24 protein-coding genes are annotated in these 26,396 nt (G+C 61.2%); 16 read left to right on the top strand and 8 right to left on the bottom strand.

All coding sequences use genetic code 11. The features are described from left to right. Nucleotides 1-260 (bottom strand): transposase (locus HJB83_RS21350; RefSeq protein WP_221132581.1); only part of this gene is annotated, 260 nt, incomplete at its 3' end. 231 nt (nt 261-491) lie between these two features. Next, entirely contained in the window at nt 492-1,244 is a 753-nt protein-coding gene (locus HJB83_RS21345; protein ID WP_221115048.1) for an SDR family oxidoreductase, read from the bottom strand. Nucleotides 1,245-1,586: 342 nt separating this feature from the next. On the opposite strand from HJB83_RS21345, the gene HJB83_RS21340 reads away from it, so the two are divergent. The 7 genes from HJB83_RS21340 (at nt 1,587) to HJB83_RS21310 (ending at nt 9,018) form a co-directional block, all read left to right on the top strand. Next, on the top strand, nt 1,587-5,225 hold the full coding sequence (locus tag HJB83_RS21340; RefSeq protein ID WP_221132580.1) for a PAS domain-containing protein: 3,639 nt from the start codon (nt 1,587-1,589) through the stop codon (nt 5,223-5,225). Continuing rightward, on the top strand, nt 5,222-5,863 hold the full coding sequence (locus tag HJB83_RS21335; protein WP_207584772.1) for a response regulator transcription factor: 642 nt from the start codon (nt 5,222-5,224) through the stop codon (nt 5,861-5,863). Before HJB83_RS21340 ends, HJB83_RS21335 begins: the two co-directional genes overlap by 4 nt. Before the next feature lie 2 nt (nt 5,864-5,865). Next, on the top strand, nt 5,866-6,243 hold the full coding sequence (locus HJB83_RS21330) for a response regulator transcription factor (protein ID WP_221115051.1): 378 nt from the start codon (nt 5,866-5,868) through the stop codon (nt 6,241-6,243). 1 nt (nt 6,244) lies between these two features. Then, the gene (locus HJB83_RS21325; RefSeq protein ID WP_221132579.1) at nt 6,245-6,937 is read left to right on the top strand and encodes a response regulator transcription factor; all 693 of its coding nucleotides are present in this window, start codon (nt 6,245-6,247) and stop codon (nt 6,935-6,937) included. Between the two features lie 209 nt (nt 6,938-7,146). Beyond that, complete coding sequence (locus tag HJB83_RS21320) at nt 7,147-7,506, top strand: helix-turn-helix transcriptional regulator (RefSeq protein WP_221115171.1); 360 nt, start codon at nt 7,147-7,149, stop codon at nt 7,504-7,506. A gap of 191 nt (nt 7,507-7,697) precedes the next feature. Next, the gene (locus HJB83_RS21315) at nt 7,698-8,363 is read left to right on the top strand and encodes a nitroreductase (protein ID WP_221115053.1); all 666 of its coding nucleotides are present in this window, start codon (nt 7,698-7,700) and stop codon (nt 8,361-8,363) included. Between the two features lie 82 nt (nt 8,364-8,445). After that, on the top strand, nt 8,446-9,018 hold the full coding sequence (locus tag HJB83_RS21310) for an NADPH-dependent FMN reductase (protein WP_221115054.1): 573 nt from the start codon (nt 8,446-8,448) through the stop codon (nt 9,016-9,018). 65 nt (nt 9,019-9,083) lie between these two features. Here HJB83_RS21310 and HJB83_RS21305 read toward each other — a convergent pair whose 3' ends face one another. The 6 genes from HJB83_RS21305 to HJB83_RS21280 form a co-directional block, all read right to left on the bottom strand. After that, the gene (locus HJB83_RS21305; protein ID WP_207585201.1) at nt 9,084-10,271 is read right to left on the bottom strand and encodes a mandelate racemase/muconate lactonizing enzyme family protein; all 1,188 of its coding nucleotides are present in this window, start codon (nt 10,269-10,271) and stop codon (nt 9,084-9,086) included. A 12-nt stretch (nt 10,272-10,283) separates the two neighbouring features. Beyond that, nucleotides 10,284-11,495 carry a mandelate racemase/muconate lactonizing enzyme family protein gene (locus HJB83_RS21300; RefSeq protein ID WP_221159584.1) on the bottom strand — a complete coding sequence of 404 codons (1,212 nt, stop codon included), beginning with the start codon at nt 11,493-11,495 and terminating at the stop codon, nt 10,284-10,286. Then, a complete protein-coding gene (locus tag HJB83_RS21295) occupies nt 11,492-13,213 on the bottom strand; it encodes an ABC transporter ATP-binding protein (RefSeq protein WP_221115056.1) in 1,722 nt (573 codons plus the stop codon). The genes HJB83_RS21300 and HJB83_RS21295 overlap by 4 nt, the downstream gene beginning before the upstream one ends. A gap of 7 nt (nt 13,214-13,220) precedes the next feature. Further along, nucleotides 13,221-14,342: an ABC transporter permease gene (locus tag HJB83_RS21290; protein WP_207584765.1), complete on the bottom strand. Its 1,122-nt coding sequence runs from the start codon at nt 14,340-14,342 to the stop codon at nt 13,221-13,223. Nucleotides 14,343-14,351: 9 nt separating this feature from the next. After that, nucleotides 14,352-15,338 (bottom strand): ABC transporter permease, encoded by a 987-nt coding sequence (locus tag HJB83_RS21285; RefSeq protein WP_207584764.1) that lies wholly within the window; start codon nt 15,336-15,338, stop codon nt 14,352-14,354. Nucleotides 15,339-15,456: 118 nt separating this feature from the next. Further along, entirely contained in the window at nt 15,457-17,397 is a 1,941-nt protein-coding gene (locus tag HJB83_RS21280) for an ABC transporter substrate-binding protein (RefSeq protein WP_207584763.1), read from the bottom strand. A 302-nt stretch (nt 17,398-17,699) separates the two neighbouring features. On the opposite strand from HJB83_RS21280, the gene HJB83_RS21275 reads away from it, so the two are divergent. Genes HJB83_RS21275 through HJB83_RS21235 form a run of 9 tightly spaced genes read left to right on the top strand, consistent with a single transcriptional unit; the run spans nt 17,700 to nt 26,389 of the window. Beyond that, a complete protein-coding gene (locus tag HJB83_RS21275) occupies nt 17,700-18,413 on the top strand; it encodes a FadR/GntR family transcriptional regulator (RefSeq protein ID WP_207584762.1) in 714 nt (237 codons plus the stop codon). A 21-nt stretch (nt 18,414-18,434) separates the two neighbouring features. Continuing rightward, the gene (locus tag HJB83_RS21270; RefSeq protein ID WP_207584761.1) at nt 18,435-19,265 is read left to right on the top strand and encodes an NAD(P)-dependent oxidoreductase; all 831 of its coding nucleotides are present in this window, start codon (nt 18,435-18,437) and stop codon (nt 19,263-19,265) included. Beyond that, nucleotides 19,262-20,149, top strand: a complete 888-nt coding sequence (locus HJB83_RS21265; protein WP_207584760.1) for an SMP-30/gluconolactonase/LRE family protein — start codon at nt 19,262-19,264, stop codon at nt 20,147-20,149. Before HJB83_RS21270 ends, HJB83_RS21265 begins: the two co-directional genes overlap by 4 nt. A 19-nt stretch (nt 20,150-20,168) precedes the next feature. Then, a complete protein-coding gene (locus HJB83_RS21260) occupies nt 20,169-21,122 on the top strand; it encodes a dihydrodipicolinate synthase family protein (RefSeq protein WP_221115057.1) in 954 nt (317 codons plus the stop codon). A 43-nt stretch (nt 21,123-21,165) separates the two neighbouring features. Further along, nucleotides 21,166-22,752, top strand: coding sequence for an ABC transporter substrate-binding protein (locus HJB83_RS21255; protein ID WP_207584758.1), 1,587 nt, complete (start codon nt 21,166-21,168; stop codon nt 22,750-22,752). Nucleotides 22,753-22,757: 5 nt separating this feature from the next. Further along, nucleotides 22,758-23,855 (top strand): ABC transporter permease, encoded by a 1,098-nt coding sequence (locus tag HJB83_RS21250; protein ID WP_207584757.1) that lies wholly within the window; start codon nt 22,758-22,760, stop codon nt 23,853-23,855. A 4-nt stretch (nt 23,856-23,859) separates the two neighbouring features. Beyond that, nucleotides 23,860-24,795, top strand: a complete 936-nt coding sequence (locus HJB83_RS21245) for an ABC transporter permease (protein ID WP_207584756.1) — start codon at nt 23,860-23,862, stop codon at nt 24,793-24,795. Then, entirely contained in the window at nt 24,792-25,649 is an 858-nt protein-coding gene (locus HJB83_RS21240) for an ABC transporter ATP-binding protein (RefSeq protein ID WP_221132577.1), read from the top strand. Before HJB83_RS21245 ends, HJB83_RS21240 begins: the two co-directional genes overlap by 4 nt. Continuing rightward, nucleotides 25,646-26,389, top strand: coding sequence for an ABC transporter ATP-binding protein (locus tag HJB83_RS21235; protein ID WP_221132576.1), 744 nt, complete (start codon nt 25,646-25,648; stop codon nt 26,387-26,389). The genes HJB83_RS21240 and HJB83_RS21235 overlap by 4 nt, the downstream gene beginning before the upstream one ends. Nucleotides 26,390-26,396 lie beyond the last annotated feature (7 nt).

The raw sequence follows: 26,396 nt of genomic DNA, 5'->3' as shown, positions 1-26,396 counted from the left end.
GAAGCGGGCGGATCGATGATCACCGCTGCGAACTCTACCGCATCCTCGGGTGCAGGTAGTACAAGCTTTCCCTGCCGCGCCATCGTTCGCCAAGTCGAGAGGTGGTTCGGCTTCAGGCCGTGACGCTCTGCGACCTCATTGACCATCGCGCCGGGCCGAAGGCTCTCCGAAACGATCTGCGCCTTCACCTCGTCCGGCCAGTGCCGGTGAACCTCACGTCCAGACTTCCTGGTCGTGAGAACCTCCAATGTAGTCTCCATGGAGAAACTCCCGTTGCTCGTCCATGGATAGGCGATCACAGATCAGGGCGGCGATGACAATGTGGGAGCAGAACACCGGTTACTGTTCACGAAGTAACGTCAACTCCGGTCGATAGGAAACCTCCAAAGACGGTCGCGCAGCGATAGCCGAGGTCGGTACGAGGTTCAGGGTCTCAACGGATTTCGGCGTGAATTTCTCTACAGGCGAAACGAGGCCATTCGCCGGCAGAACTAATCCGCCATCGATTGGTAGAGCCAGTCGGAGAGCGTCTCGGCCGCCACCCGTGCGCCGGCGCCGGGAAGCAATGCGTCATCGGTCAATTCGACACCGAAATACGATGTGGACGGATCCGTTATCACCGGCCGCTCGTCTTCGTTCGCGGCCAGATAGATCCGTGCGACGTCATCGATACCGAACTGTTCCGGGCCGCCGATTTCGACGATACCGCCCAAAGGCGTTGCGAGGGTCAATTCGGCCAGAAAGGCGGCGACCTCCGAGGCTGCGACCGGCCTCATCAAGGCTGGCGGCAATCGAAAGACGTCGCCTTGCGCACCGATGTCGATCAATCCGTTTATGAACTCGTAAAACTGGGTGGAGCGGAGGATCGTATGGGGGCGATTTGAAGCCCGGATGAGATTTTCCTGCACCATTTTCGCGCGAAAATAGTCGCTTTCCACGAGCCGGGGCGCGCCGACGACGGAGAGGGCGAGATAATGCCCGACGCCTGCCTCGGAGGCGGCGGCAAGCAAATTCTTCGTCGACGCCCTGAAGAAATCCAGTGCCGCACTGTCGCCGAATGATGCGGCGTTGGTCACGTCCACGACGGCGTCGGCTCCCGCTATAGCCGCGTCAAGGCCTTTACCGGTCACCGTATCGACGCCAAACGACAAGGACGCGTCCGTAACCTCGTGGCCCAACCGGCGCAGGCCTTCACTGAGCCGCGTTCCGATGAGACCACTTGCTCCCACCACGGTGATTTTCATGTCTGCATCCTCACGATCGATTGGATCGACAATGACCGGAAGGCCAAAACCCTTCCATCATGCGTGTGGCTCGGCGCCTTAGCCGTAGGTACAATGGAGTAGACCGAAGGTTTAGGATGACCCACCGGAACGGGAGCGGTCTCCCGCTTGCTCCTTCGCGCCGACGATCCGGACCCGGTGCAACACTACCCCTCCGCGCAATGTATGGATTTCCATGAGTTGCGACGGTGGTTTGACGGGATTACGGTTCGTAGCATGAGCTCGCCAGCCCCGACATCAAGAACGAGTGCTGCACCAAATGCTGATGATCCCCCGGCCTTGTCTGTCCGGCAGGAGCGGTGGATGACGAACGTCTGGTCGCACCGCCCCCGCGCCCTGTATCTCGGGCTCTTCATCGCCGCCTATGTGCTCGGCTGCGGCTTTGCCCAATCGCTCGCGATCGTGCCGGGAACGGGCATTTCCATCTGGCCTCCGGGCGGGCTTTTCATCGCAACGCTCATCCTCGCCCCCAGGCGCAGCTGGCCGTGGTGGATATTGGGGGGCTGCCTGGCCGAGCTGTTCAGCAATGCCCTCTGGTTCCACAGTCCGCTGCCGGCGGCCTTTCTGATGTATGTCGGCAACGCTCTTGAAGCAGTGGTCGCGGCATGGCTGGTCAATCGGACCTTGAAGCGGCCGGCTCAGTTGGAAACCTTGCAGGAGGTTCTCGCATTCATCGTCCTGGGCGCCGGAATTGCGCCAATCGTGAGCGCGACGGTGGGAAGCGCGACGCTCGCGTGGTTCGGCATCCAATCGCAGTCCTTCGTGACCGCCTGGCCTCTCTGGTGGATCGGTGATGCAACCGGCGTCCTGATCGTCGCGCCGCTGGCGCTCTCCGTCTTCCATAACTGGCGCGGCAAGACCCGGCTCTCGGCGGCGCAATGGGTGGAGGCTTGCGTCCTTGGGCTGATTTTTCTCGGTGTCGCCGCTCTTTCGCTCAGCGGCTACCTTCCCTTCGCCTACATCATCATGCCGCCCCTTCTTTGGGCCGCAGTCCGCTTCGAATTCAAGGGTGCGGCCATATCGCTCGCCCTCCTCGCCCTGATTACGGTCGTCTTCACGATAACCGGCGCCGGCCAATTTGTCGGCGATGCCGAGTCCCAGAAACACAAGCAGATCATGCTGCAGCTTTTCCTGGCGATCTCGGCATTTTCGGCGCTGATCGTCGCCGCCATATCCAGGCAACATCAGCTGGCCGTGCTCACGTTGCGCCAAAGCGTTGAGACGTTGCGCGAGCAGGAGCGGGAGCTCTCGCAGCTTGTCGACATGGTTCCGAGCCACGTCTGGCGTCTGACACCCCAGGGCGAACCGACCTTCTTCAACAGACGGATGATCGATTTCCTCGGTCTCGATGTCGCGGATTCGGACAGGCCCGGCATGAGCCGGCTGGAAGCGGTCATCGAGGCCATCATTCACCCCGATGATGCAACCGGCTTCGGGGAGGCGCTCAACCATTGCCTCGTGACCGGCGAAAACTTCGCCATGCGGTATCGGCTGCGTCGCGCCGACGGCATCTATCATTGGATGTCGAGCCGCGCCGAGCCGATGCGGGATCGGGCCGGCAGCATCGTCCAATGGTATGGCCTTTGCCACGACATCGACGATCAGGTCCGTGCCGAAGAGGCGGTGCGCCAGAGCGAGCGAGCGCTGCAGCAGATGATCGACGCGGTGCCGGTTCGCGTCTGGAGCGTGGAGCCGGCGAGCGGGTCGGTCTATTTCAACAAACGCTATCAGGACCATTTCCGCGCCGTCATCGCCAATTTCGACGCTCTCGGCGAGCCGCGCATCGAAGAACTGCTGCGGCAGCTGATTCATCCCGAAGACGCGCCCGACGTCCAGCGCACGCTGCAGAACTGTTTCGAAAGCGGCGGCGGTACCGCCATGCGGTTTCGCTGGCGCGAAAAAGACGACATCTACCGCTGGGCGGAATGCAGGGTGGAACCCCGGCGCGACGGCAACGGAACTGTCGTGCAGTGGTACGGCGTTTCTCTCGACGTCGACGAAGAGGTGCGCGCCCTGGAAGCATTGCGTGATCGCGAGCGCGAACTGTCGCAGCTTGTGGACATGGTCCCGGTTCACATTGGCCGCATGGCGCCCGACGGCAAACCGACCTTCTTCAGCAGGCGCACCCTGCAATCCATTGGAATAGATGACGTCGCTGCCTGGGACAGGCCTGATATCAGTCGATTGGCGGCCATCATCGGGGCGACCGTGCATCCAGAGGATGGACCTCGTATGAAAGAGGTGCTCGCTCACGCGCTTGCGACCGGCGAGCCTTACACAATCCGGTATCGCCGGCGCCGCGCCGACGGCGTATATCGCTGGATGCAAGGTCGCGCGGAGCCGTTGCGGGATCAGAATGGCGCGATCGTGCAATGGTACGCGGCTGCGATCGACATCGATGACGAGGTCAGCGCACAACAGGCCCTGCGTGAGCGGGAACGGGAGCTGTCACAGCTCGTCGACATCGTACCGAGCCTTCTCTGGCGCCTGAATGCCGAGGGGGAGCCGACCTTCTTCAACCAGCGGCTGATCAATTTTCTCGGTCCCGATATTGCAGACACAGGCAAGCCCGGTATGAACCGGCTGTCCGCCATCATCGAAGCCGCCATTCATCCCGACGATGCGGAGAGCCTTGCCGAGGCGCTAAGGCATTCCTTCGCCACCGGCGAGCGCTTCTCGAAACAATATCGCCTGCGGCGCGCTGATGGCGTCTACCGCTGGGTCAGAGGCAGCGCCGAACCGTTGAGGGACGAGAGCGGGCGGATCATTCAATGGTACGGCCTGACCCATGACATCGACGATCAACTTCGCATCGAGGAGGAGTTGCGTGAGAGGGAGCGGTCGCTCTGGCAGATCGTCGAAACGCTGCCGGCAATGATCGATTGCGCAGCGCCCGATGGGGAGCCGGTATACCGCAACCCTCAGCTGCGCGATTTTCTCGGATATAAGCTCGAAGAGCTGGACGGTACGGGAAAAACCCGGCTGGACGGCACGCTCGATGCCGGCGTTCATCCCGACGACGTGGCCGGGGTCAAAGAGAACTATGCCCATTCATTGCGCACCGGCGAGCCCTATGCGCGCCGGCATCGTCTGCGGCGCCACGATGGCGAATATCGCTGGGTCGAGACGCGTGCGGCACCGATGCGCAATGCCGAAGGCGTTATCGTCCAGTGGAACGTCATCTGCCTTGATATCGACAGTGAGGTTCGCACGGAAGAAGATCTGCGTCAGGCGCGAGAGGGCCTTGCGCGGGCAAGCCAGGTGGCGAGCCTTGCCGAGCTTTCGGCCTCCATCGCCCATGAGGTGAACCAGCCGCTCGCGGCCGTCGTCGCCAACTCGCATGCCTGCCAGCGCTGGCTGATGGCGGAACCGCCGAATATGGAGCGGGCACAGAGGACGGTCGAGCGCATCATCCGCGACGCCAACTCGGCCGCGGATGTCGTCAGCCGTATCCGCGCCCTGTTCAAGCAATCCGCAGACCGGAGGGTCTACACGACGCTCGCCGGCGTCGTCGACGAAGCCCGCAATCTCATGGCCGACGAAGCGGCACGGCGGAGCGTCAGGCTGAACGTGGACGTCGATGCAAACCTTCCGCTTATCGCCATCGATCGGGTCCAGATCCAGCAGGTCCTGATCAATCTCGTCCGCAACGGCATCGAGGCGATGGACACTGTCGCCGGCGACAAGGTGATCGGCATGCGCGTGCGCCATATGGGGAATGCCGTACAGACCGAAATCAGTGATCGCGGTCAGGGTATCGCGTTCCCCGAGAAGATGTTCGAGCCGTTCTTCACGACCAAGGAAAATGGCATGGGCATGGGTCTGGCGATCTGCCGCTCGATCGTCGAGCTGCACGGCGGACGATTGTGGGCAGAGAAGAACAATCCGCACGGAGCGACGTTGATCTTCACGTTGCCGATAGAAACGAAGGCGGCGTCATGACGGTCGATGACCATATCGTCTTCATCGTCGATGACGACGGACGTGTCCGGGAGGCGCTCAGCGAGCTCATGGACGCGCACGGCATGCGCGCCATCGCCTTCGAATCCGCCGGCGATTACGTGAGAGCGGACAAGTCGGATGTAGCCGCCTGCCTCATCCTCGATATCGAGCTGCCTGACATCAACGGCCTCGACCTGCAGAGACAGATCGCCGACGGGGATCATCCGCCGATCGTCTTCATTACCGGACATGGCGACATCCCCTCGTCCGTGCGTGCGATCAAAAGCGGCGCCGTGGATTTCCTGACCAAACCGTTCAGTGACGCGGATCTCATGGCAGCAATCCACGCGGCGCTCGCCCAGGATCGGGTGAAGAGATCGGAACGTGCCGAACTCGATATGCTCAAACGACACTATCTCGACCTGACGCCGCGCGAGCGCGAGGTGCTGCCGCTCGTGGTCAGCGGTCTTCTCAACAAGCAGGCAGCAGCCGAATTGGGGATCAGCGAAGTTACGCTGCAGATCCATAGAAGAAATGTGATGCAGAAAATGGCGGCGGCGTCGCTCGCCGATCTCGTGCGGATCGCGGAGAAATTGGAAATACCGATTACCCACTCGCGCCGAGTGGGGGGGAATTGAACATGAACGAGACAAGACATGTTGTCGCAATTGTCGACGACGATCCAAGACTGCTTGAATCGATGGGCGACCTTCTGGAATCGGCGGGTTATGTGGCCCGCGGCTTCCCGTCGGCGGGCTCGCTGCTCGTCAGCGGGCTGTCGGACCTCGACCTGCTCATCACTGATATCGGAATGCCCGGCATCGACGGCTTCGAGCTTCGTGACCTGGTCAGAAAATCACGTCCCGAGTTGCCGGTGTTCCTGATCACGGGTCGCCACGAGATAGCCGATCAGGGCCGTGCTCAGGGCACGGGCGGGTTTTTCCGCAAGCCCTTTGATGCCCAGGCCCTGCTGTCGGCCATCGCCAACGCTTTACACCAATCGAGAGATGGAGGGTAACATGAGAGTTGACCAGCCGTTGCAGCGGAGATCGGCGCCGTTATCATTGCAGGGCAGATGTGAAGAGTTAGAGCCGCTCGTCATTATCGTCGATGACGACGCATCGGTTCGCGAGGCGCTGTCGGAGTTGATCCTGTCGGCGGGTTTTCAGTCGATTAGTTTTGCCTCGACCCGAGAATTGCTTGATGCCGATATAATGGAAAACCCCGGCTGCCTGATCCTCGATGTGCGCATGCCTGGAGCAAGCGGCCTTCACCTGCAGAGCCATCTGGCCGAAAACGGCATTTCCAAGCCGATCATTTTTCTGACCGGCCACGGAGACATCCCGATGACCGTTCAGGCAATGAAGGCGGGTGCTGTGGATTTTCTCACCAAGCCGGTGCGGGACCAGACGCTGCTCGACGCCATCACCGCGGCCATTGCGATGGATGCCGAGCGACGGGCCGAAGCCGCAATCGCCAAACGCAATGTCAAACGCCTGGAGACGCTGACGCAGCGCGAGCGCGAAGTTCTGCACGAAGTGGCGCACGGACGCCTCAACAAGCAGATCGCCTTCGATCTCGGCATCAGCGAAGTGACGGTCAAGCTGCATCGCAGCAACGTCATGCACAAGATGGAGGCCGCCTCGATTGGCGAACTGATCCGGGCCTGGGAGACGCTGCCCGCGCAAATGCGGCAGACAGGCTCGCGTTAATTTTTTTGCCAGGCCCTTTCCAAAACGACGAGACCCGACCTCGCACATCAGCTGCCTGTCCATTTGATGCGCGCCGTATCCGATTCGCGTCGAAAAAGACGGCGCGGCGCCAGCAATGGGTTTCGCCTTGGCACCCATGCGTTATCTCTAAATTAAAGCTCAGGGATATGACCTCATGCCCGGCTTAGATTTCATAAAGGAGATCACGCCTGTACAATCGATCACCAGCCTCGCCCTCCCCTGAAGCCAACGCCTTCGACATCGAAGCAAACTTCTTGTCGGCCATGGGGAACGCCAAACGGCTTCACATTCTGCATCTGTTGACCGAGGGAGAAGTGTCCGTGACCGTCCTGGCTGATGAAGTGGGACTGAGCCAATCTTCGACTTCCCAGCATCTGGCAATTCTTCGAGAACAAGGACTCGTGCAGACGCGAAGGTCTGCCCAGACGATCTTTTATTCACTTCAATCCGGCACGGCCAGGACGATGCTCGATACGCTCGCCGACATCTTCGGATCGTGCCATCGCTCCCCGGTAGACAGCGCCCGAGCCGGGCACCTGACGAAATGACGAGCCCCGCTCTTGCCGCTCGTAATTGGTCTCCGATTCTGCTGAGGATGATCTTGCAGGCGTCAGGTCGGATGCATCGGTTTCTGATGGACGTTTGATGTACGCCTCCTAGACCACGGTGTGATTACGTCTCAATTGCGAATGGAGATAATCAACCACATCAGGAACGGAACGGTCAGCAGGAGGCGATGATGGACGTATATGAGGCAGTCACTAGCCGACGGTCGGTGCGCGGATTCAAAGACAAACCTGTGGCCAGGGAGATACTTGAGCGCGTGCTGTCCGCCGCGGCTTGGTCGCCGTCAGGATCGAACATCCAGCCGTGGAATACCTATGTGATGACCGGCGCGACGCTGGCCGAGCTCAAGACATCCGCCGTCGAGCGCGTGGCCCACGGCGACGCCTGGGATACGCGGCAGTACGAGATGTATCCGCCCGCGATGAAGTCCCCGTACGGGGAGCGCCGATCCGCCTTCGGCAAGGAGCGCTACAGCGCGCTCGGCATTGCGCGCGAGGACTGGGAGGCGCGCCAGCGGGCAGCAATCGCCAACTGGAACTGCTTTGGCGCGCCCGCCGCCCTGTTCTGCTACATCGACCGTGACCTGGGCCTACCCCAATGGGCCGACGTCGGCATGTATCTGCAGACCGTCATGCTGCTGCTGCGCGCCGAAGGACTGCACAGTTGCCCGCAGATGGCGTGGTCACAGGTTCGCGAGACGGTCGCGGAGGTCCTGTCACCCCCGGACGGGCTCATCCTCTTCTGCGGCATGTCGATCGGCTACGAGGACCCAGCGGCAAGTTCTGCCCATACGGGCCGCGCCCCGCTCGCCGAGACGGTCACTTTCGTCGGTGATTAGTGACGTGCGCTCGAAGGACAAGAGAGCCCTTTTATGATTCTTGCGCAAGACGTCCTTGTCATGCGTGATATTGGAGAACGCCATGACCACGCATAAAGTAGGCTATCTCATCGGCAGCCTCGCCAAGGGCTCGATCAATCGCAAGCTTGCCAAGGCGTTGGTGCGGTTCGCCCCGCCGGAACTTGAAATGTCGGAGATATCCTTCAAGGACCTGCCGCTCTACAGCTACGACTATGACGCCGACTATCCCCCGGCCGGCAAGGCATTCAAGGCGGCAATCGCGGCCGTCGACGCCGTGCTGTTCATCACGCCCGAATACAATCGATCCATACCTGGCGGGCTGAAAAACGCAATCGACTGGGCAAGCCGCCCCTACGGCACCAACTCGTTCACACGCAAGCCGTCAGCGGTTATCGGCACGTCACCTGGCGCGATAGGCACAGCCGTCGCCCAGCAGAATTTGCGCAGCGTGCTTAGTTTCTGCAACTCTCCCCAGATGAATGCCCCGGAAGCCTACATCCAGTTCACACCGGGGCTGATCACCGATGACGGCGAGGTCACGAACGACACCACCGCCGATTTCCTTCGCATTTTCATGCGGGACTTCCATGTCTTCATCGCAAGGGTTCGCTCGGTGCTGCCGAAAGACGCCTAGTGGGCACATAAAAGGAACTGGCCGCCCCATGCGGCAGCAGCCAGTTCCCGATTTTCGAGACGTCTCTAAGCGAAGGCGTAAGAACCGTCCGGCCGCTTCGGCACGCGCCGCTGCCAGTGGATATAGCCTTCCTCCTCCATCGCCTTCTCGTCCATCTCGACGCCCCAGCCGGGCCGATCCGGGCGCAGTTCGAGATAGCCGTCCTTCGGTAGATAGGGATCGACGACGTAACGGGTTTCGCCTTCCCGCTTCTCGATATCGTTGCCGCCATAGACGTAGGCCTGGCCCTTCGGCAGCCGGTATTCGAGGATACGAAAATTCTGCGCCGCAGCTGAAAAATGCACGTTGACCGCCGTTGCCAAGGGGCCCATCGGGTTGTGCGGCGCGACGCCGACAAAGAAGGCTTCGGCGAGCGTGGCAATGCGGCGCATTTCGCTGATGCCGCCGACGACGCAAATATCCGGCTGGATCAGATCGGCGCCCTTGACCTGCAGCAGCCGCAGGAACTCGTTCCTGTTGTAGAGCGACTCGCCGGTCGCCAACGTGCAGTTAAGGCCCTGCTTCAGATCGCCCCAGGCCTCGATGTTTTCTGGCCGTAGCGGCTCCTCGAAAAATAGCGGGTCGTAGGGGGCCAATGCATTGCCGAGCTGGCGAGCGGCGACCGGCTCGAAAATCTTCGCATGCGCGTCGAAGGCGATCTCGTATTCGTCGTTGACCGTTTCGCGAAGCGAGCGGAAATAATCCGCCGAGGCCTTCACGACATTGCCCCAGCGATTGGAGTGCATGTCGATCCGCCAGGGGCTGAGCTTGAAGGCGGTGAACCCCCATCCCTCCTTCAGGCGATCGAATTCGTCGCGGGCCGCCGGCGCATCGGGAGCGGTATAAACCCCGGCATAGACCTTGATGCGGTCGCGCACCTCGCCGCCGAGCAGCTTATAGACCGGGAGATTCGCCGCCTTGGCCGCAAGGTCCCACAGGCAATGATCGAGCGCGGAGATCGCGGCAAGGCCAAGCGCGCCCGGCGGGAACCGGCTCTGCTGGACCAGCAGATTGACCAGATACTCGACGCGAGTCGGATCCTGGCCGGACAAAAATCCGCAGAGATAATCGAGCAGCGGCGGAAGCGCCTTGTCCGGCCCGTGATTGTAGCATTCACCCCAGCCCGTAAGCCCGTCATCGGTATCGAGCGCGACGATCACGCGCGGACGGTCCTTGTCGCGGGTCATGAAAACCCGCATGCGGTCGATCTTCATCATTCTGTCCTTCTAGCGATTGAAATAATTGCGACGCGCCACGCGCGTCTGCACGTAGACGTGCTCGTTGTCGGTTCCGGGATTATAGACGCCGGCAGCTGCCGGCACCGAGACGTTGCCGGCACTGGGGAAACGCGCCACGAAGGCTTCGTCGATATCACAGCCAAGTCCTGGGCCATCGGGAACGGCGATCAAACCGTCGACCTGTTGCGGATGCGGCACGATCGTCCGGCGGCGGCCGTCCCAGTCATCGTCGAGGCGCTCGAGAATGAGAGCGTTCGGGATTGCCGCAAGCAGATGCAAGGCCGCATATTCCGCCACCGGCCCGAGCGAGCCGGAATGCGGCGCCATCTGAATATGATGGGCTTCGGCCATGGCGGCGATCTTCTTCATCTGGGTGATGCCGCCTGCCCGGCCGGTGTCCGGCTGGATCACGTCGACCAGTTCCTTCTCGATAAGCTCGCGCTCGCCGAAGATGGTCGCCGAGCGCTCGCCGGCCGCAAGCGGCACATAAGCTGCATCGCGGATACGCCGGTAGCCGTCGATATTCTCCGGCGCGATTGGATCTTCCACCCACATCAATTCATAGGGCTCGAGCGCCCGCACCAGGCGGCAGGCATCCGCAGGCGTCAGCCACGGCGGCCCATGCAGGTCGATGGCAATGTCCATGTCGTCGCCGACGGCATCGCGGAGCGCGGCGACCTTGCGAATGGGATCGGCGACCCCGCCGCACTTGATCGCCTTTATCCCGCGTTCCTTGAGCGCAAGTGCGCGCTCGGGCGTATTCGCATGCGAATAGATCGGTATCCGGTCGCGCACCTTGCCGCCGAGCAGCATCCAGACCGGCACGCCAAGCGCCTTGCCCTTGATGTCCCATAGGGCCATGTCGATGCCAGTCATCGCACCGCCTCCGACGGTTCCGAGCATACCATGGCCCATCATGGCGATATGCATCTTCTGCCACAGCCGTTCGATATGGGCCGGATCTTCGCCGATGAGGAGGGGTGCAAGATCATGGATCGCGGTCTCGACGACACGCGGCCAGCCCGAGCATTCACCGATGCCGGTGATACCCTCGTCGGTATCAACCTTCAAAAAGAGCCAGTTTCTGGTGCCTCCGAACTGCTTGGAGGCGCCGCCGCCGGAACGCTGGTCGGAAGCCCAGTTCGAGGGGTCTGGCTGGCCGACATGCATCAGAAAAGTGCGGATCCCGGTGATCTTCATCTCTGAGAACTTCCATTCCTGAGGTTGTCGGGCGCGACGTAGCGGAAACGCCTGGAATGATCGCGGTCACGCGGATCTGGACGGGGGATCGCTGATATCAGCGCCTGCGTGTAGGCGTGCTCGGGTGTACGGCAGACCTTCTCCGCCTCGCCGATTTCGACGAGTTGGCCTTTGTACATGACGCCGACACGGTCGCACATGTAACGGATGACGCCGATATCATGGCTGATGAAGATATAGGCGAGGCCGAGTTCGTCCTGCAGGCGCATCAAGAGATCGAGCACCTGCGAGCGCACGGAGACATCGAGCGCCGAGGTTGCCTCATCCGCGACGATGACGCGCGGATTGAGCGTGATGGCCCGGGCAATGCCGATGCGCTGGCGCTGACCACCGGAGAACGCGTGGGGGTAGCGTTCGCGTGCTCTCGGATCGAGGCCAACCTGCTCCATCAGATGGCAAACCCGCTCTTCCAGCGCCCGCCCCTTGGCGACGCCGTTGACTAGCAGCGGCTCGCCGATGATCTGGGAGACGGTCATGCGTGGATTGAGGGAGCCGAAAGGATCCTGAAACACCATACGCAATTCGCGGCGCGCGGCGGCCAGTGTGGGACCTTTTGCCGTCGCCAGATCGATGATGTCGCCATCGGCGCGGCGATACAGGATTTCGCCGGCAGTCGGATCGAGCAGCCGCATGATCGAGCGGCCCATCGTCGTCTTGCCGGAGCCACTCTCGCCAACGATGCCGAGGGTCTCGCCCGGCAGCAGCGAAATGGAAACATCGTCCAGCGCCTTCACCTCTCCGAAATCCATCGAGACGTTGCGCAGTTCGAGGATCGGCGCTTGGGTTCTGTCGAGCGGCGCGCGCGCCAGGCGGATTTCCGCCTTCTGCTCCAGCTTCAGCACCGAGCCGATCAGCATGCGGGTATAGTCGTCTTGCGGCGCATGAAAGATCTGCTCGACCGGCGCATATTCCTTGGCGACGCCGTTATGCATCACCAGCACATCGTCGGCGATCTGGGCCACGACACCCATGTCATGCGTGATGAACAGAACGGCCATTCCATTGGCCTTTTGCAGGCGGGCGATCAGGTCGAGAATCTCGGCCTGCGTCGTCACGTCGAGAGCCGTGGTCGGCTCGTCGGCGATTAGGAGCTGAGGTTTACAGGCGAGTGCCATAGCAATCATCGCGCGCTGGCGCATCCCGCCGGAATATTGAAAGGCATACCGATCCAACGCCTTTTCCGGCGAGGGAATCTCGACCTGCTTGAGCAGCGATATGGCCTCAGTGCGCGCCTCTGCCTTGCTCATCCTGGTGTGGAGACGAAGCGCCTCGACGATCTGGTTGCCGACCGTGTGGATCGGCGACAGCGACGACATCGGCTCCTGGAAGATCATGGCGATGTCGCGGCCACGGATCGCCCGGATCTGACGCCCGCGCGGATTGAGGCTGGTCAGATCGGTCGAGCCGCCGTTTTGATCGTTCAAGATGATCGATCCGCCGGATATGCGGCCAGGCGCGTCGACGATCTGCAGGATCGAACGCGCTGTCACCGACTTGCCGGATCCGCTTTCGCCGACGACACAAAGCGTCTTGCCCGGTTCGATCGAGAAAGACAGGTCGCTGACGGCGCGAAAGATGCCGGTCCGCAGTGGAAATTCGACGGTCAGGTTTTTCACTTGGAGCAGCGGCCTGCCGGCGATGGGAACGATATCGGTCATGCCGGCCTCATTTGTTGTACGGATCGGCCGCATCGCGCAGGCCGTCGCCGAGAAGGTTAAGCGCCATCACGGCGACCACGACGGCGCAGCCCGGCATGAAGAGCCATGGCGCGGTGGCGATCGAGCGAATGTTCTGGGCCTCGCGCAAAAGCACGCCCCAGGAGATGGTCGGCGGCTGCAGCCCGAGCCCCAGGAAGGAGAGAGAGGTTTCGGCAAGGATCATCGCCGGCACCGCAAGCGTGATCGACGCAATGATGTGGCTGGCAAAGCTCGGCAGCATGTGGCGAAAGATGATGCGTCTTTCGCGAACGCCGTCGAGTCTCGCGGCGGCGACGAACTCCTCTGTTCGCAGCGACAGGAAGCGGCCGCGAACGACGCGGGCAAGCTGCGCCCAGCCGGTCAGCGACAGGATGATCGTGATCATCATATACTGCAGCGTCGCCGGCCAATCCTGTGGCAGGGCCGCGGCCATGGCGAGCCAGATCGGTATCGTCGGCAGCGACAGAACGAAATCGATCACGCGCTGCATAAAGAAATCGATGCGGCCGCCGTAATATCCCGAGATACCGCCGAGCACGATACCGAGCATGAGCGAGAAGAAGACGCCGACGAGGCCGATCGACAACGAGATCTGCGAGCCTTGCACCGTTCGGCTGAAAACATCGCGCCCAAGCCTGTCGGCGCCGAAGAGAAGCAGCGGCGTCGTCTTGTCGGGCGAGGCGATCAGGTGGATGTTTGACTTGAACAGACCGAATACGGAATATTCATAGCCGCGCCCGAAAAATTGGACGTCGACACGCTTTGTCGTGTCTTCCTTGAAGATGGCGGCCAGTGTTTCCGGATCGCGGGTCAGCTTCATCGGATAATAATGCGGGCCGAAGGAAAAGCCATTCTGCGTGTCGATCAGATGCAATCTCTGCGGTGGGTGAAAGGTCGCCCGCGCATTTTGCAGGTTCGGATCGTTGATGGCGAAGAAGCCGGGAACCAGGGCAACGATATACATCATCACGGTGACGACAAGCGCCACCATGGCCAGCCGGTGCCGGCGGAAAGCCCACCAGATCAACTGCCACTGCGATGCGACGGCAGCGCGATCCGGCTGAATATTTGTAACGGTGATGTCAGCCACGTTAGGCTCCTATTCCAACCGGATGCGGGGATCGACCAGCGCAAGCAGGATGTCGCTGATCAAAGAGCCTATCAGCGTCAGAGCGCAGATCAGCAGAACGAAGGCACCGGCCAGATACATGTCCTGGGCCATCAGCGCCTGCAGCAGCAAAGGTGCGGCCGTCGGCAGATTTAGGACGATGGCGACGACAACCGAGCCGGAAATGAGGTTGGGCAGCAGCCAGGCAATGGTCGAGATGAACGGATTGAGCGCGATCATCATTGGGTATTTCATCAGCAGCCGGAACTCTGAGAGACCTTTTGCCCTTGCCGTCGTCACGTAAGGCTTCGGCAGTTCATCGAGCATGTTGGCGCGCATGACACGGATGAGGCTCGCGGTCGATGAAACGGCAAGAATGATGACCGGAAGCCAGAGATGCGAGAAGAGATCGATCATCTTGGCGAAGCTCCAGGACGCGTTCTCGTATTCGGGCGAAAACAGCCCGCCGACATCCTGTCCGAATTCGACCGCCGCGACATACATCAGCACCAGCGCCAGCAGGAAGGACGGAACGGCCAGGCCGAAAAAGGTGAAGGCGGTGAAGAAATAGTCCCCGATCGAATATTTGCGCACAGCGGAATAGACGCCGATCGGCAGGGCGATCGCCCAAGTGGCGATCAATGTCGACAGGGCCAGAACAAGCGTCAGCGCCATGCGCTCCCAGATAAGGTCGGAGACGGGCTGCTGCCATTCGAAAGAAATGCCGAAATCGCCGCGCGAGAGGATGCCCCATATCCATTTGAAGTATTGGACGAGCATCGGATCGCCGAGGCCGAAGCGCTCGCGTAATTGTGCCGCCGTGTTCTGATCGACGATTTCGTTGGATGCCGCCAGTGTTGCGATATAGGTCGTGACATAGTCGCCCGGCGGCAGCTGGATCAGCACGAAAGCGAGAAAGCTGACGGCAAAAAGCGATGGAATCATCCATAGGAAGCGTTTGGCGATGAAGACCAGCATAGGGCGTCTCTTGCATTGAACGCCGCCCCGACTCCTTCGGCTGGACGGCCGAAAAGGCATTGGGGGACAGACTTGAAGGAAGACGCCGTGCCTGATGGCACGGCGCCGGAGATCCGAATCAGCTCGTGAAGGTGAATTGCTGTGGCAACGCAGGCCCCGGATTAGGCCAGGACCAGCTATCCGGCTGCTTCTCGGGAACGTTGCGCAGATTGTTGCGGATGATGCCGAACCCGCCGACCGCGAGGCAAAGCCCGACGGTCTCGAATTCCTCCGCGGCGATGTCGAAGATCTGCTTCATGACCGCACCGCGCTTGTCGAGATCGGCCGTCGAACGCGCTTCGTCAAAGAGCTTCATGCGCTTTTTCTGGCTTTCCGGCGGCTCTTCGCCGCGTGCACCGTTGGAGGTGTACCAAAGCGTCCACGGAATGGCGTAACGCGAACCCTGCGGATGGAAGGCGAAGAAATCGCGCGGATCAAGCATCGGATCGAGACCGCCGGGCCCCGGCCACACCTGCGCATCATGGGCATTGTCGTCGCCGCGGGTGTAATAAAGCGCCCGCTCGATGGTATTGACCTTCATGTCGATGCCGATCTGGGCCCAATGCGTCTTGACCAGTTCGAGCGCGTCGACCAGATCGGGATATAACGTCGGAATGACGTCGATCGAGAAGAACACCTTTTGGCCATCGGGCCGAAGGCGGAAGCCGTCGCCGCCCTTCTTGTAGCCGGCCTGATCGAGCATCGCGCCTGCCTTGTCGGCGTCAAATTCGGTGAACTGGCGCGCGTATTTCTCGTTATACCACGGATGGGTTGGACGCGGCCCCGCCTGGTAAGGCTCGCTCTGCCCGAAATAGACAATATCGATGAGCTCTGGGCGATTGATGCCGATCGACAAGGCCTGCCGAAACGACTTGTCCGCAAACATCTTGCGCATGGCAGGATCTTTGTGGGTGATATTGAAATAGATCTGGCATTGTTGCGAGGCCGAAGGCACCAGCGTCAGCAGTCGATAGTCGCCTTTTTCCATGTTCTTGGACAGCGTCGGCTTGTTGGCAAGCACGCTGATATGGCGCTCCTGGATGTCGATCTTTCCCGAAATGACGTTCAGCATCAGCGATTCGACGTCCTGCGAGATGCCGAAGTTGATCTCATCGATGTAGGGAAGCTGGTTGCCTTCGGTATCGACCTGCCAGAAATAGGGATTGCGGGTCATGACGACACGCGTCGCGCCGCCGGCATAAGGCTCTTTCACCACCCATGGATCGAGCGTCGGCTTGTCGACGTTGCCCCACCGCGACGGGATCTCGATGTCACCGCACCGGCTGCGGAACAGCTCCGTCCAGCTGGTGACGCCGGCCTTCTTCGCATCGGCCTCGATATTGGGATTATATTTCGGCAGGAACTGGCTGCAGTAATGCTTTGGAAAGAGCGTCGGATGCTGACCAAGCGGCGTGGCGAGGTTTTCCAGGTAAAGCGCGTTGGCCGCCGCAAAGGTGAACTTCACCGTATAGTCGTCGATTTTTTCGACGGTCACCGGCTTGCCGGCGACAGCAAGCTGCGCTGGTGTCGAGCTGTAGAGCTCGGTATTCTTGACGCAGTCTTCGATCGCAAAAACGACGTCATCGGCCGTAAAGGGATGACCGTCCGACCAGCGCACGCCTTCGATGAGATGGAAGGTGAATTGCGTCGCGTCGTCGCTGACTTCCCAGCGCTCGGCAAGGTTCGGCTCCACAGCGGTAAACTCGAGGTTCCAGCGCACCAGGCTCTGGTTGCCGACCATGCGCAGAATGCCGTTATGGTCGGATGAACCGCGAAGGCCGCGGCGCAGAGAGCCGCCATAGGTGCCGATTTTTTCGAACGGCTTGACGACCATCGGCTTCTTCGGCAGGCGCTCGGCGAGCGGCGGCAGTTTTCCATCTTTCACAAGCTGTGCAAGTGCGGGTGCTTCACCGCCTGCGGCGGCGGAGACGCGACCAGCGACGGATAGCGCGGCGACACCGGCCATGCCGCCAAGCACGGCGCGGCGGGTAACGCCACGCGACAGTATTTCATTAGGCATCGAGTTCCTCCGTTTTTATGCCGGCGCAGCTTTTTAGACCGGCGGATGCGGCGGGCTCCCGACCCGCCGCCTGCGCCCTCCTCGGCGCTACGACCGAACCATAGACACGTTCCCAAATGATTACAAGAGTTGACAGATAATTACAAATTTTGTAGCGATGCAACATCAGAACTTGAATTGCCTGCCCGGAATACAAGGCTACAGCGAACTAAATACGGCGATCTGTTAGAAGCTGTGAGCTGCCATGGAGATATGATGCCGGCGACAGCAAGAGCCCACAGCGTTCAGAGAAAAGGACGATCATGACATTCGCGGTCGACGCCGTTTCGAACAGAGCCGCAACGCGGTTCAGCGACATCATCTACGAGAAAATCGTGGGGATGATCGCCGACGGCAACTTTCCGGTGAACGAACGATTGCCGTCGGAGACGAAGCTCGCTGCTGATTTCGGCGCATCGAGACCCGTGGTGCGCGAAGCGCTCGAACGCTTGAGAGCCGATGGTCTGGTCGTTTCACGCAAGGGCTCCGGCTCCTATGTCAGGCAGAGGCCGGATTCGTCGATGCTGAAAATGGTGCCGGTCGGATCGCTCGCGGATGTTCAGCGGTTTTTCGAATTCCGCGCCGGTCTCGAAGCCGAGGCGGCGGAGCTTGCCGCGCGAAACTGGCAGCCGGACGACAGGGAACGGATAACCGCAGCGCTTCTTTCGATCGAGCAATGCCTGCGCAACGGAGAGCTCGGCGCCGAGGAGGACCAGGCTCTGCATGATGCAATCGCCATGGCGACCGGCAACCAGTTCCACATCACCGTTCGCGAATGGTTCAGGCCGCATTTCGCCATCGGCCATTCGGTTACGCGAAGCTTGAGCCTGAAACGGACCCTGGAGCAGATCCGTAGCGTCCAGGATGAGCACGCGGTGATCGTGGAGGCGATCTTCGCACGGCAGGAAACCGAAGCTCACGATGCAATGAAGAAACACATACTGAATGCCCGCGCCCGCATGTTCCAGGGCGTTTGAGCGAGAATGGGAGGAAGAACGATGAAACGGATCGCTGTGACGGGTGCTGCCGGACGTGTAGGAACCCTGCTGCGCCCGCTCCTCCGCGGGCATGTCGAGCACGTCAGCCTGATCGACCTGCAGGAACCGGCTGAGCTCGGCGGAAACGAGACGTTCGTAAGGGTCGACCTTGCAAAGCTCGACGAGGCAACGGCTGCGCTGAAAGATATCGACGGCATCGTTCATCTGGCGGGCATCGCAAGCGGCATCGACATGAACGCCATTCTGCACGCCAATGTGCTCGGAACCTACAATCTTTACGAAGCGGCACGGATCAACAAGATCCCCAGGGTCGTCTATGCGTCGAGCAACCATGCGACCGGCTTCTATCCGCGTGACGAAGTCATATCGCCGCTCGATCCCATGCGCCCCGACAGCCCTTATGGACTTTCCAAATGCTGGGGCGAACTGGTGGCGGGGCTCTACTACGACACGTCGGGCATTCGCTCCCTTTCCATCCGTATCGGCAATGCCGGCACCTACCCCAACAGCGAGCGATCGGTTGCGATCTGGATCAGCGCGCGAGATCTGGCGCAGCTGGTGCGGATCGGGCTGTCCCACCCGCTGATCGCCGCGACAGTCATCTACGGCGTTTCCGATACCGACGAGAAATGGTGGGATAACGATCTGGCAACGAGGCTCGGTTACCAACCACAGGACCGGCCGCGCGATCACGCCCGCATCGAACAGGGATCTGAAGGGCCGGTAGCGCTTGCGTTCCAGGGTGGCGGGTTCTGCGAGATCAATCACGACGGCACCATCCGCATGCGTGACGCCGAAGGTTTGGCCAAGAGCCTGGAGGCGGCCGAATGACGGCGCCTCGGATCATCCGCCCAGAAATCCGTTCCGTCATCCAGCAGCCGCTGACGGTCGGTGAATCGCCGGTATGGGACGATGAGACCGGCACGCTGTGGCTGGTCGATATCCTGGCGCCAGCGGTTGTCCGGCTTTCGGCGTCAGGACAGATCGATCGTTTCGACATGCCGGCGGCGATCGGCAGTCTCGGGCTGTGCCGAGACAACAGGATCGTCGTGGGCCTTCAGACGGGCGTCCATCTCTTCGATCCCGTCTCGGGAAAAATCGAATTTCTGTGCGACCCGGTCGGGCGGGATATCAATGGCCGCCTCAACGACGGCAAGGTCGGCCCCGACGGCCATTTCTGGGTCGGCTCGATCAGCGAAGCCAAGCCGCAGGTGAATGACGCAGCACTTTTCCGCGTCGGGGCCGATGGCAGCACGCGGACCGTCGCAACGGGGTTGACGAGTTCCAATGGTCTCGCCTGGTCGCCGGACGGCCGGCGGATGTATCACTCCGACAGCCGCCAATGTTTCCTGCAGGCATTCGACTTCTATCCTGAGACGGGCAGTCTCGGTAAAGGACGTCGCCTTCGCAGCTTCACAGAAGATGAGGGGCGGCCGGACGGGGCGACGACCGATCGCGACGGGCTTTACTGGAGCGCCGGCGTCTCCGCCGGCCGGGTCAACCGGATATCGCGCGAAGGCGAAATCGTCGAGATTTACATTCTGCCCGTCGCAGCACCGACAATGCCGTGTTTCGGCGGACCCGATCTCAGCACGCTCTTCGTCACCAGCCTGTCGACGGACCGCACCGGACGGTTCGAGGCGGGAACGGTCATCGCCTTCGACGTGGATGCAGAGGGGCTGCCGCCCTTCCGCTTCGGCAACCAATCATCTTGAAAGCGAACGGGGAAGAGAAATGAGCATCGCGATCATGCGCAAGGCGCTTACCGGCGTGTCGGGCGTTCCCGTCACGGCCTATGACGGTAAAGGCAACGTCGAACCTGCGATCACGGCCAAGGTCTATGCGCGAGTGGCGGCAGCAGGCATCCACAACATCGTTGCTGCCGGCAACACCGGCGAGTTTTACGCCCTGACGCCGCAAGAGATCCGGATCGTCCACGAAGCAGCGGTTTCAGGCGTCAATGGCCGGGCGCCGGTGACGGCGGCCATCGGCCGCTCGCTGCGCGAGGCGATCGGTATGGCGAGGGATGCGGCTGCGATCGGCGCCTCCGCCGTCATGTCGCATCAGCCCGTCGATCCTTTCGCAGCACCATCGGCCCAGATCGGCTATTTCTGCGATCTTGCGGATGCTTCCACCCTGCCGCTCATCGCCTATGTCAGAGCCGAGGGTTTCGGGGTCGACGATATCGTCCGTCTCGCCAACCACGGCAATATTGCCGGCATCAAGTTTGCAACGACCGATCTGATGCTGCTGTCCAGAGCCATCCCCGCAGCCGATCCGGCCGGGGCGCTGTTCGTCTGCGGCCTGGCGGAAAGCTGGGCGCCGACATTTACCGCGGCCGGCGCGCGCGGCTTCACCTCGGGTCTCGTCAACGTTGCACCGCAGCTTTCGCTTGCCGTCCATGCTGCGCTCGAACAAGGCGATTTCGCCGCGGCACGGGCGATCGTCAACCGGCTCGAACCATTCGAGCGGATGCGGACCAAATTCCGCAACGGTGCGAACGTCACGGTCGTCAAAGAAGCCGTCACCTATTCCGGCCTCGATGTCGGTCCCGTGCGCGTGCCGGGATTGCCGCTGCTCGACCAAAATGATCGCGAGGAACTTCATCGGTTGCTTCGAGGCTGGGAGGCCGACGGCACCATTCAAATAGATCCGGACCGGCAGCAATCTGCCAAGGCGGCCGGCTGAATTCGACTATTTCCGCAAAACAACAGGATTGGGAGGTCTAGAGATGCTGAAACAGCTACTGACAACGATCGCAATTACCGGTGCCCTAGTAACGACGCAGCCTGCCTTCGCCGCATCGCCGCCCAATATGCTGGTGATCGGCACCAATCTCACCGGTATCCGGACGCTCGATCCGGCCCAGAATAACGCGCGCACGGTTTCCGAACTGATTTCCAATCTTTACGACAATCTCGTGCAGCTGTCGCCTGAGGATCTCAAGACGCTGAAGCCGATGCTTGCGACGCAATGGAGCGTCTCGCCAGACGGCAAGATCATCACGCTCACCTTGCGCGACGACGCCGTTTTCCAGAGTGGCAACAAGGTGACCGCCGAGGATGCGGCCTGGTCGATCCAGCGCGTCATCAAGATGGGCCAGGTCGGCTCCACCGACGTCGCGCTCTGGGGCTTCACACCAGACAATGTCGAAAAGCTCGTTCGGGCCAAGGATGAACATACGCTCGAGATCGAACTGCCGCAGACCGTGAATACCGATCTGGTGCTCTATTCGCTGGCCGGCTCATCACTCGGCATCGTCGACAAGAAGACGGTGCTGTCGCATGAGGCCAACGCCGATTTCGGCGGCGCCTGGCTTTCCGCCAATTCCGCCGGCAGCGGGCCGTTCAGCCTGGCGCAATGGCGCCCGAACGACGTCGCTATCTTCAATGCGCAACCGAAATATTGGGGCGGCAAGCCGGCCATGGCCCGCGTCGTTGCCCGCCACATCCCGGAATCCGGCAATCTCCGGCTGCAGCTCGAAGCCGGCGACGTCGATGTCGGCCAGTATGTGGCAAGCGGCGATCTCGATGCGCTCGCCACCAAGAAGGATATGGTGATCGAGAACGTACCGGGTCTCGGCTTCTACTACATCGCCCTCAACCAGAAAGACCCGGATCTGCAAAAGCCGAAGGTCCGCGAGGCCTTCCAGCACGCCTTCGACTGGAAGGCGATCTCCGGCAACATCATGCGGTATACGGGCTTTCCCTGGCAGTCGATGATCCCGCGCGGCATGATCGGCGCTCCCGAGCAGGCCGACGTCCGCTATGATTACGATCCCGCCAAAGCCAAGCAGCTGCTGGCGGAGGCCGGATATCCCAACGGCTTGAGGAAGGTGCTCAATCCGTCGGGGGCCGCGACCCTGCCCTTCGCCGAAGCGCTGCAGGCAAGCGCCCGGGCCGCAGGGCTCGATCTCGATCTGGTGCCCGGCGAGTTCACGCCCGCCTTCCGCGAGCGCAAATTCGAAGTGCTGCTCGGCAATTCTGGCGCCCGCCTTCCCGATCCCTTTGCCGTCGCCACACAATATGCCTTCAACCCCGACAATAGCGACGAGGCACGCCTCGGCAGCTATTACCTCTGGCGCACGGGCATGAAGGTGGACGACCTCAATTCGCTCATCGATCAATCGATGAAGGAGCGCGATACGGTCAAGCGCACGGATATCTTCAAGAAGATGGACGGCATTTACTCCGGCATGGCCGCCCCGCTCGTCATCTTCTTCCAGCGAACCGACCCCTATGTCATGCGCGCCAACGTCAAAGGCTATCACGGGCATACGACCTGGTCGACGCGCTGGCATGACGTGACCAAGGAGTAGAGCGCGTGGCAAGCGCCGATCTGACATCGAAGCAGGAGAGCAGCCGTCATTCTCAGGCGGGCGGGTTTGCCGATGCAGCCCCGCACCCCTTGACCAGCCTGCTTCGACGCTTAGCGGGGCGTGTGGTGGCTGTTGTCACCACGCTGCTCGGCCTGCTTTTCCTGACCTTTTCGATGGGCCGCCTGCTTCCCGCCGACCCGGTACTGTCAATCACCGGGCCGGAGGTCAGCAAGGAGGTCTATGATCGGGTTTTCAATGAGCTGGGGCTTGGGCAGCCGATCTGGATGCAGTTCCTCTCCTATGTCGGCAAGATCGCCACAGGCGACCTCGGCACGTCGGCGACGACGGGCCAGCCGATCCTCACGGATCTCATGATGATTTTTCCCGCGACGATTGAGCTTGCCATCATCGCCATGATCATCGGCGCCATTATCGGCATTCCCTTGGGCGTCACGGCCGCCGTCAGACGCGGGACGATCATCGATCACATTGCCCGGATCATCGCCCTCGCCGGCCACTCAATCCCGATTTTCTGGACCGGGCTGATGGCGCTCTTCATCTTCTACGCCAAGCTCAAGCTGGTCGGCGCATCGGGCCGGGTCGATGTCTTCTACGAGGGCCTCGTCACGCCGATGACCGGCTTTCTTCTGATCGATGCGGCAATCCAGCAGCAATGGGAAGTGTTTCAGAATGCGGTCGGCCACATCATCCTGCCGGCGTCAATCCTCGGCTATTATTCCGTCGCCTATATCAGCCGCATGTCACGAAGCTTCATGCTGGAACAGCTCAGCCAGGAATACATCATCACCGCGCGGGCAAAGGGGCTCGGCACCCGCAAGGTCGTCTGGCGCCATGCCTTCAGGAACATTCGCGTGCAGCTCTTGACGATCCTGGCGCTGACCTTCGGCGGGCTGCTCGAGGGCGCGGTGCTGATCGAGACGGTCTTCGGCTGGCCCGGGCTCGGCCAATATCTCACCCGCGGGCTGCAGATGAACGACATGAATGTCGTGATGGGTTCGGTGCTGACGATCGGCGCCGTCTTCCTGACCATCAACATCCTGTCGGACTTCCTTTATCGCATTCTTGATCCGAGAACACGGTGACGCCATGACGATCTCCACCGAAGACGTAAACAGCGCCAATGCCGGCGGCTTCAGAAAATGGCTGCTGGCGCCGGAGCCTCAGGGCTGGTTTCAGTCGTCGACGCAGCAGATCCATCAGGGCTGGCTGAAGTTCAGCCTGCACCCGCTTGGCCTGGCAGGCCTCTTCATCGTCGTGCTGTTGATCGTGGTGGCGACGGCAGCCCCACTACTGACAAGCTACGATCCGATCGCGCAGGATATGGCCGGGCGGCTGGCGCCGCCCTCGGCAGCCCATCTTCTCGGCACCGACAATTTCGGCCGCGACGTCTTTGCGCGGGTGATCTACGGCGCCCGTACGACGCTCTACATCATCATGCTGGTGACGATCATCGTCGCACCACTCGGCCTGCTGATCGGCACCGTCTCGGGATATTTCGGCGGCATCGTCGATGAAATCCTCATGCGCATCACCGATATTTTCCTCTCCTTCCCCGGGCTGGTGCTGGCGCTGGGTTTTGCCGCAGCGCTCGGCCCTGGTATCACCAACGCGATCATCGCGATCTCGCTGACGGCTTGGCCGCCGATCGCCCGCCTGGCACGCGCCGAGACGCTCAGCCTTCGCAAGGCGGATTATATCGCCGCCGTGCGGCTGCAGGGCGCGACATCACTTGCGATCATCATCCGCCATATCCTACCGATGTGCATCCCCTCGGTGATCGTCCGCGTCACCCTCAACATGGCCGGCATCATCATCACTGCCGCCGGTCTCGGCTTTCTCGGCCTCGGTGCGCAGCCGCCCTGGCCGGAATGGGGCTCGATGGCCGCCAGCGGGCGCGAGTTCATGCTCGACAGCCCGTGGGTGATCGCCGCACCCGGCATCGCCATTGCGCTCGTCAGCCTCGCCTTCAACCTCGTCGGCGATGCGCTGCGCGATGTTCTTGATCCGAGAGGTTCGGAATGACAGAGCCCCTGATCGATATTCGTAACCTCGAAATCGCCTATGGCGGTGGGCACATGCGCGCGGTGCGGGGCGTCAGCTTTGCACTCGGACAGGAAAAACTCGGCATCGTCGGCGAATCCGGATCGGGAAAATCGACCGTCGGCCGCGCGATCATGAAGCTGCTGCCGCCGACCGCGATCGTCCGAGCCGAGCGGATGGCTTTTCGCGACGTCGACCTCATCAAGGCAGACGAGCGGACGATGATGACGATAAGGGGACGGCGGATCGGCCTGATCCTGCAGGACCCGAAATATTCGCTCAATCCGGTCATGCGGATCGGCGAACAGATCGCCGAAACCTACCGCTTCCATCATCCAAAGGTCAGCAAGGCAAAAACTTACGCCCAAGCGCTCGACATGCTCGAAGCCGTCCAGATCCGCGATCCCGAGCGCGTCGCCCGCCTCTATCCGCACGAAATATCGGGCGGCATGGGCCAACGCGTGATGATCGCCATGATGCTGATTGCCGAACCCGAGGTGCTGATCGCCGACGAGCCGACATCAGCACTCGACGTGACGGTAAGGCTTGAGATCCTGGCCCTGCTCGACGAGCTCGTTGCGCGCCGCAATCTCGGCTTGATCTTCATCAGTCACGACCTCAATCTCATCAGGAGTTTCTGCGATCGCGTCCTCATCATGTATGCGGGTCGCGTCGTGGAAGTGATCGAGGCGCGCGATCTCGACAAGGCCAAACATCCCTATACCCAAGGGTTGCTGGCATCCCTGCCGACGATCGATAATCCCCCTGCCCGGCTGCCGATCCTGAAGCGGGATCCCGCCTGGCTTGACGACCTCGCATTGGAGCCGCCGCGGTGATCAGGATCGACAATCTCACCATCCGTTTCGGACACGGCCAGCGGCCTGTTGTCAGAGATGTCAACCTCACCGTCGAGAGGGGGACGGCATTCGGCCTGGTCGGCGAATCCGGCTGCGGAAAATCGACTGTTCTTAGAGCTTTGTCCGGCCTCAACGCCAATTATGACGGTCGCATCGAGCTCCATGGCGAGACGTTGGACCGGCAGCGCAGCCGACCCTTCTATCGCCGGGTGCAGATGGTGTTCCAGGACCCCTATGGATCGCTCCACCCGCGCAAGACCATCCGCTCGCAGCTGAAGGAACCGCTTCGCAACCAGGAACTGGATACCAACTCCGTCGATGTGAATGCGGTGCTGAGATCGGTCGGCCTCGATCCGGCGCTGAGCTATAGATTTCCACATCAGCTTTCCGGCGGGCAGCGCCAGCGCGTGGCGATCGCCCGCGCCCTCATGCTGAACCCGGACGTCCTGCTTCTCGACGAACCAACATCGGCGCTCGATGTTTCGGTTCAGGCCGAAATCCTCAATCTGCTGCAGGATCTGCGCGCCGAGCGCGGCCTTACCTATCTCCTCGTCAGCCACGATCTCGCCGTCGTCTCCCACATGTGCAGCCGCGTCGCCATCATGGAAGCGGGGGAGATCGTCGAACAGGTCGAGATCGAGGCATTGCGAAGAGGTGCAGTCGAACATCCCTATTCGCAACGCCTGCTGCGCGCGAGCCGGATGTACGGAAGGGCGTAGCTGGCGA

It is taken from the genome of Rhizobium sp. NZLR11, from assembly GCF_019685115.1.
Lineage (GTDB): Bacteria > Pseudomonadota > Alphaproteobacteria > Rhizobiales > Rhizobiaceae > Rhizobium.
Note: the sequence above shows the minus strand (reverse complement) of the source record. Positions and strands in the feature narration are given on the sequence as shown.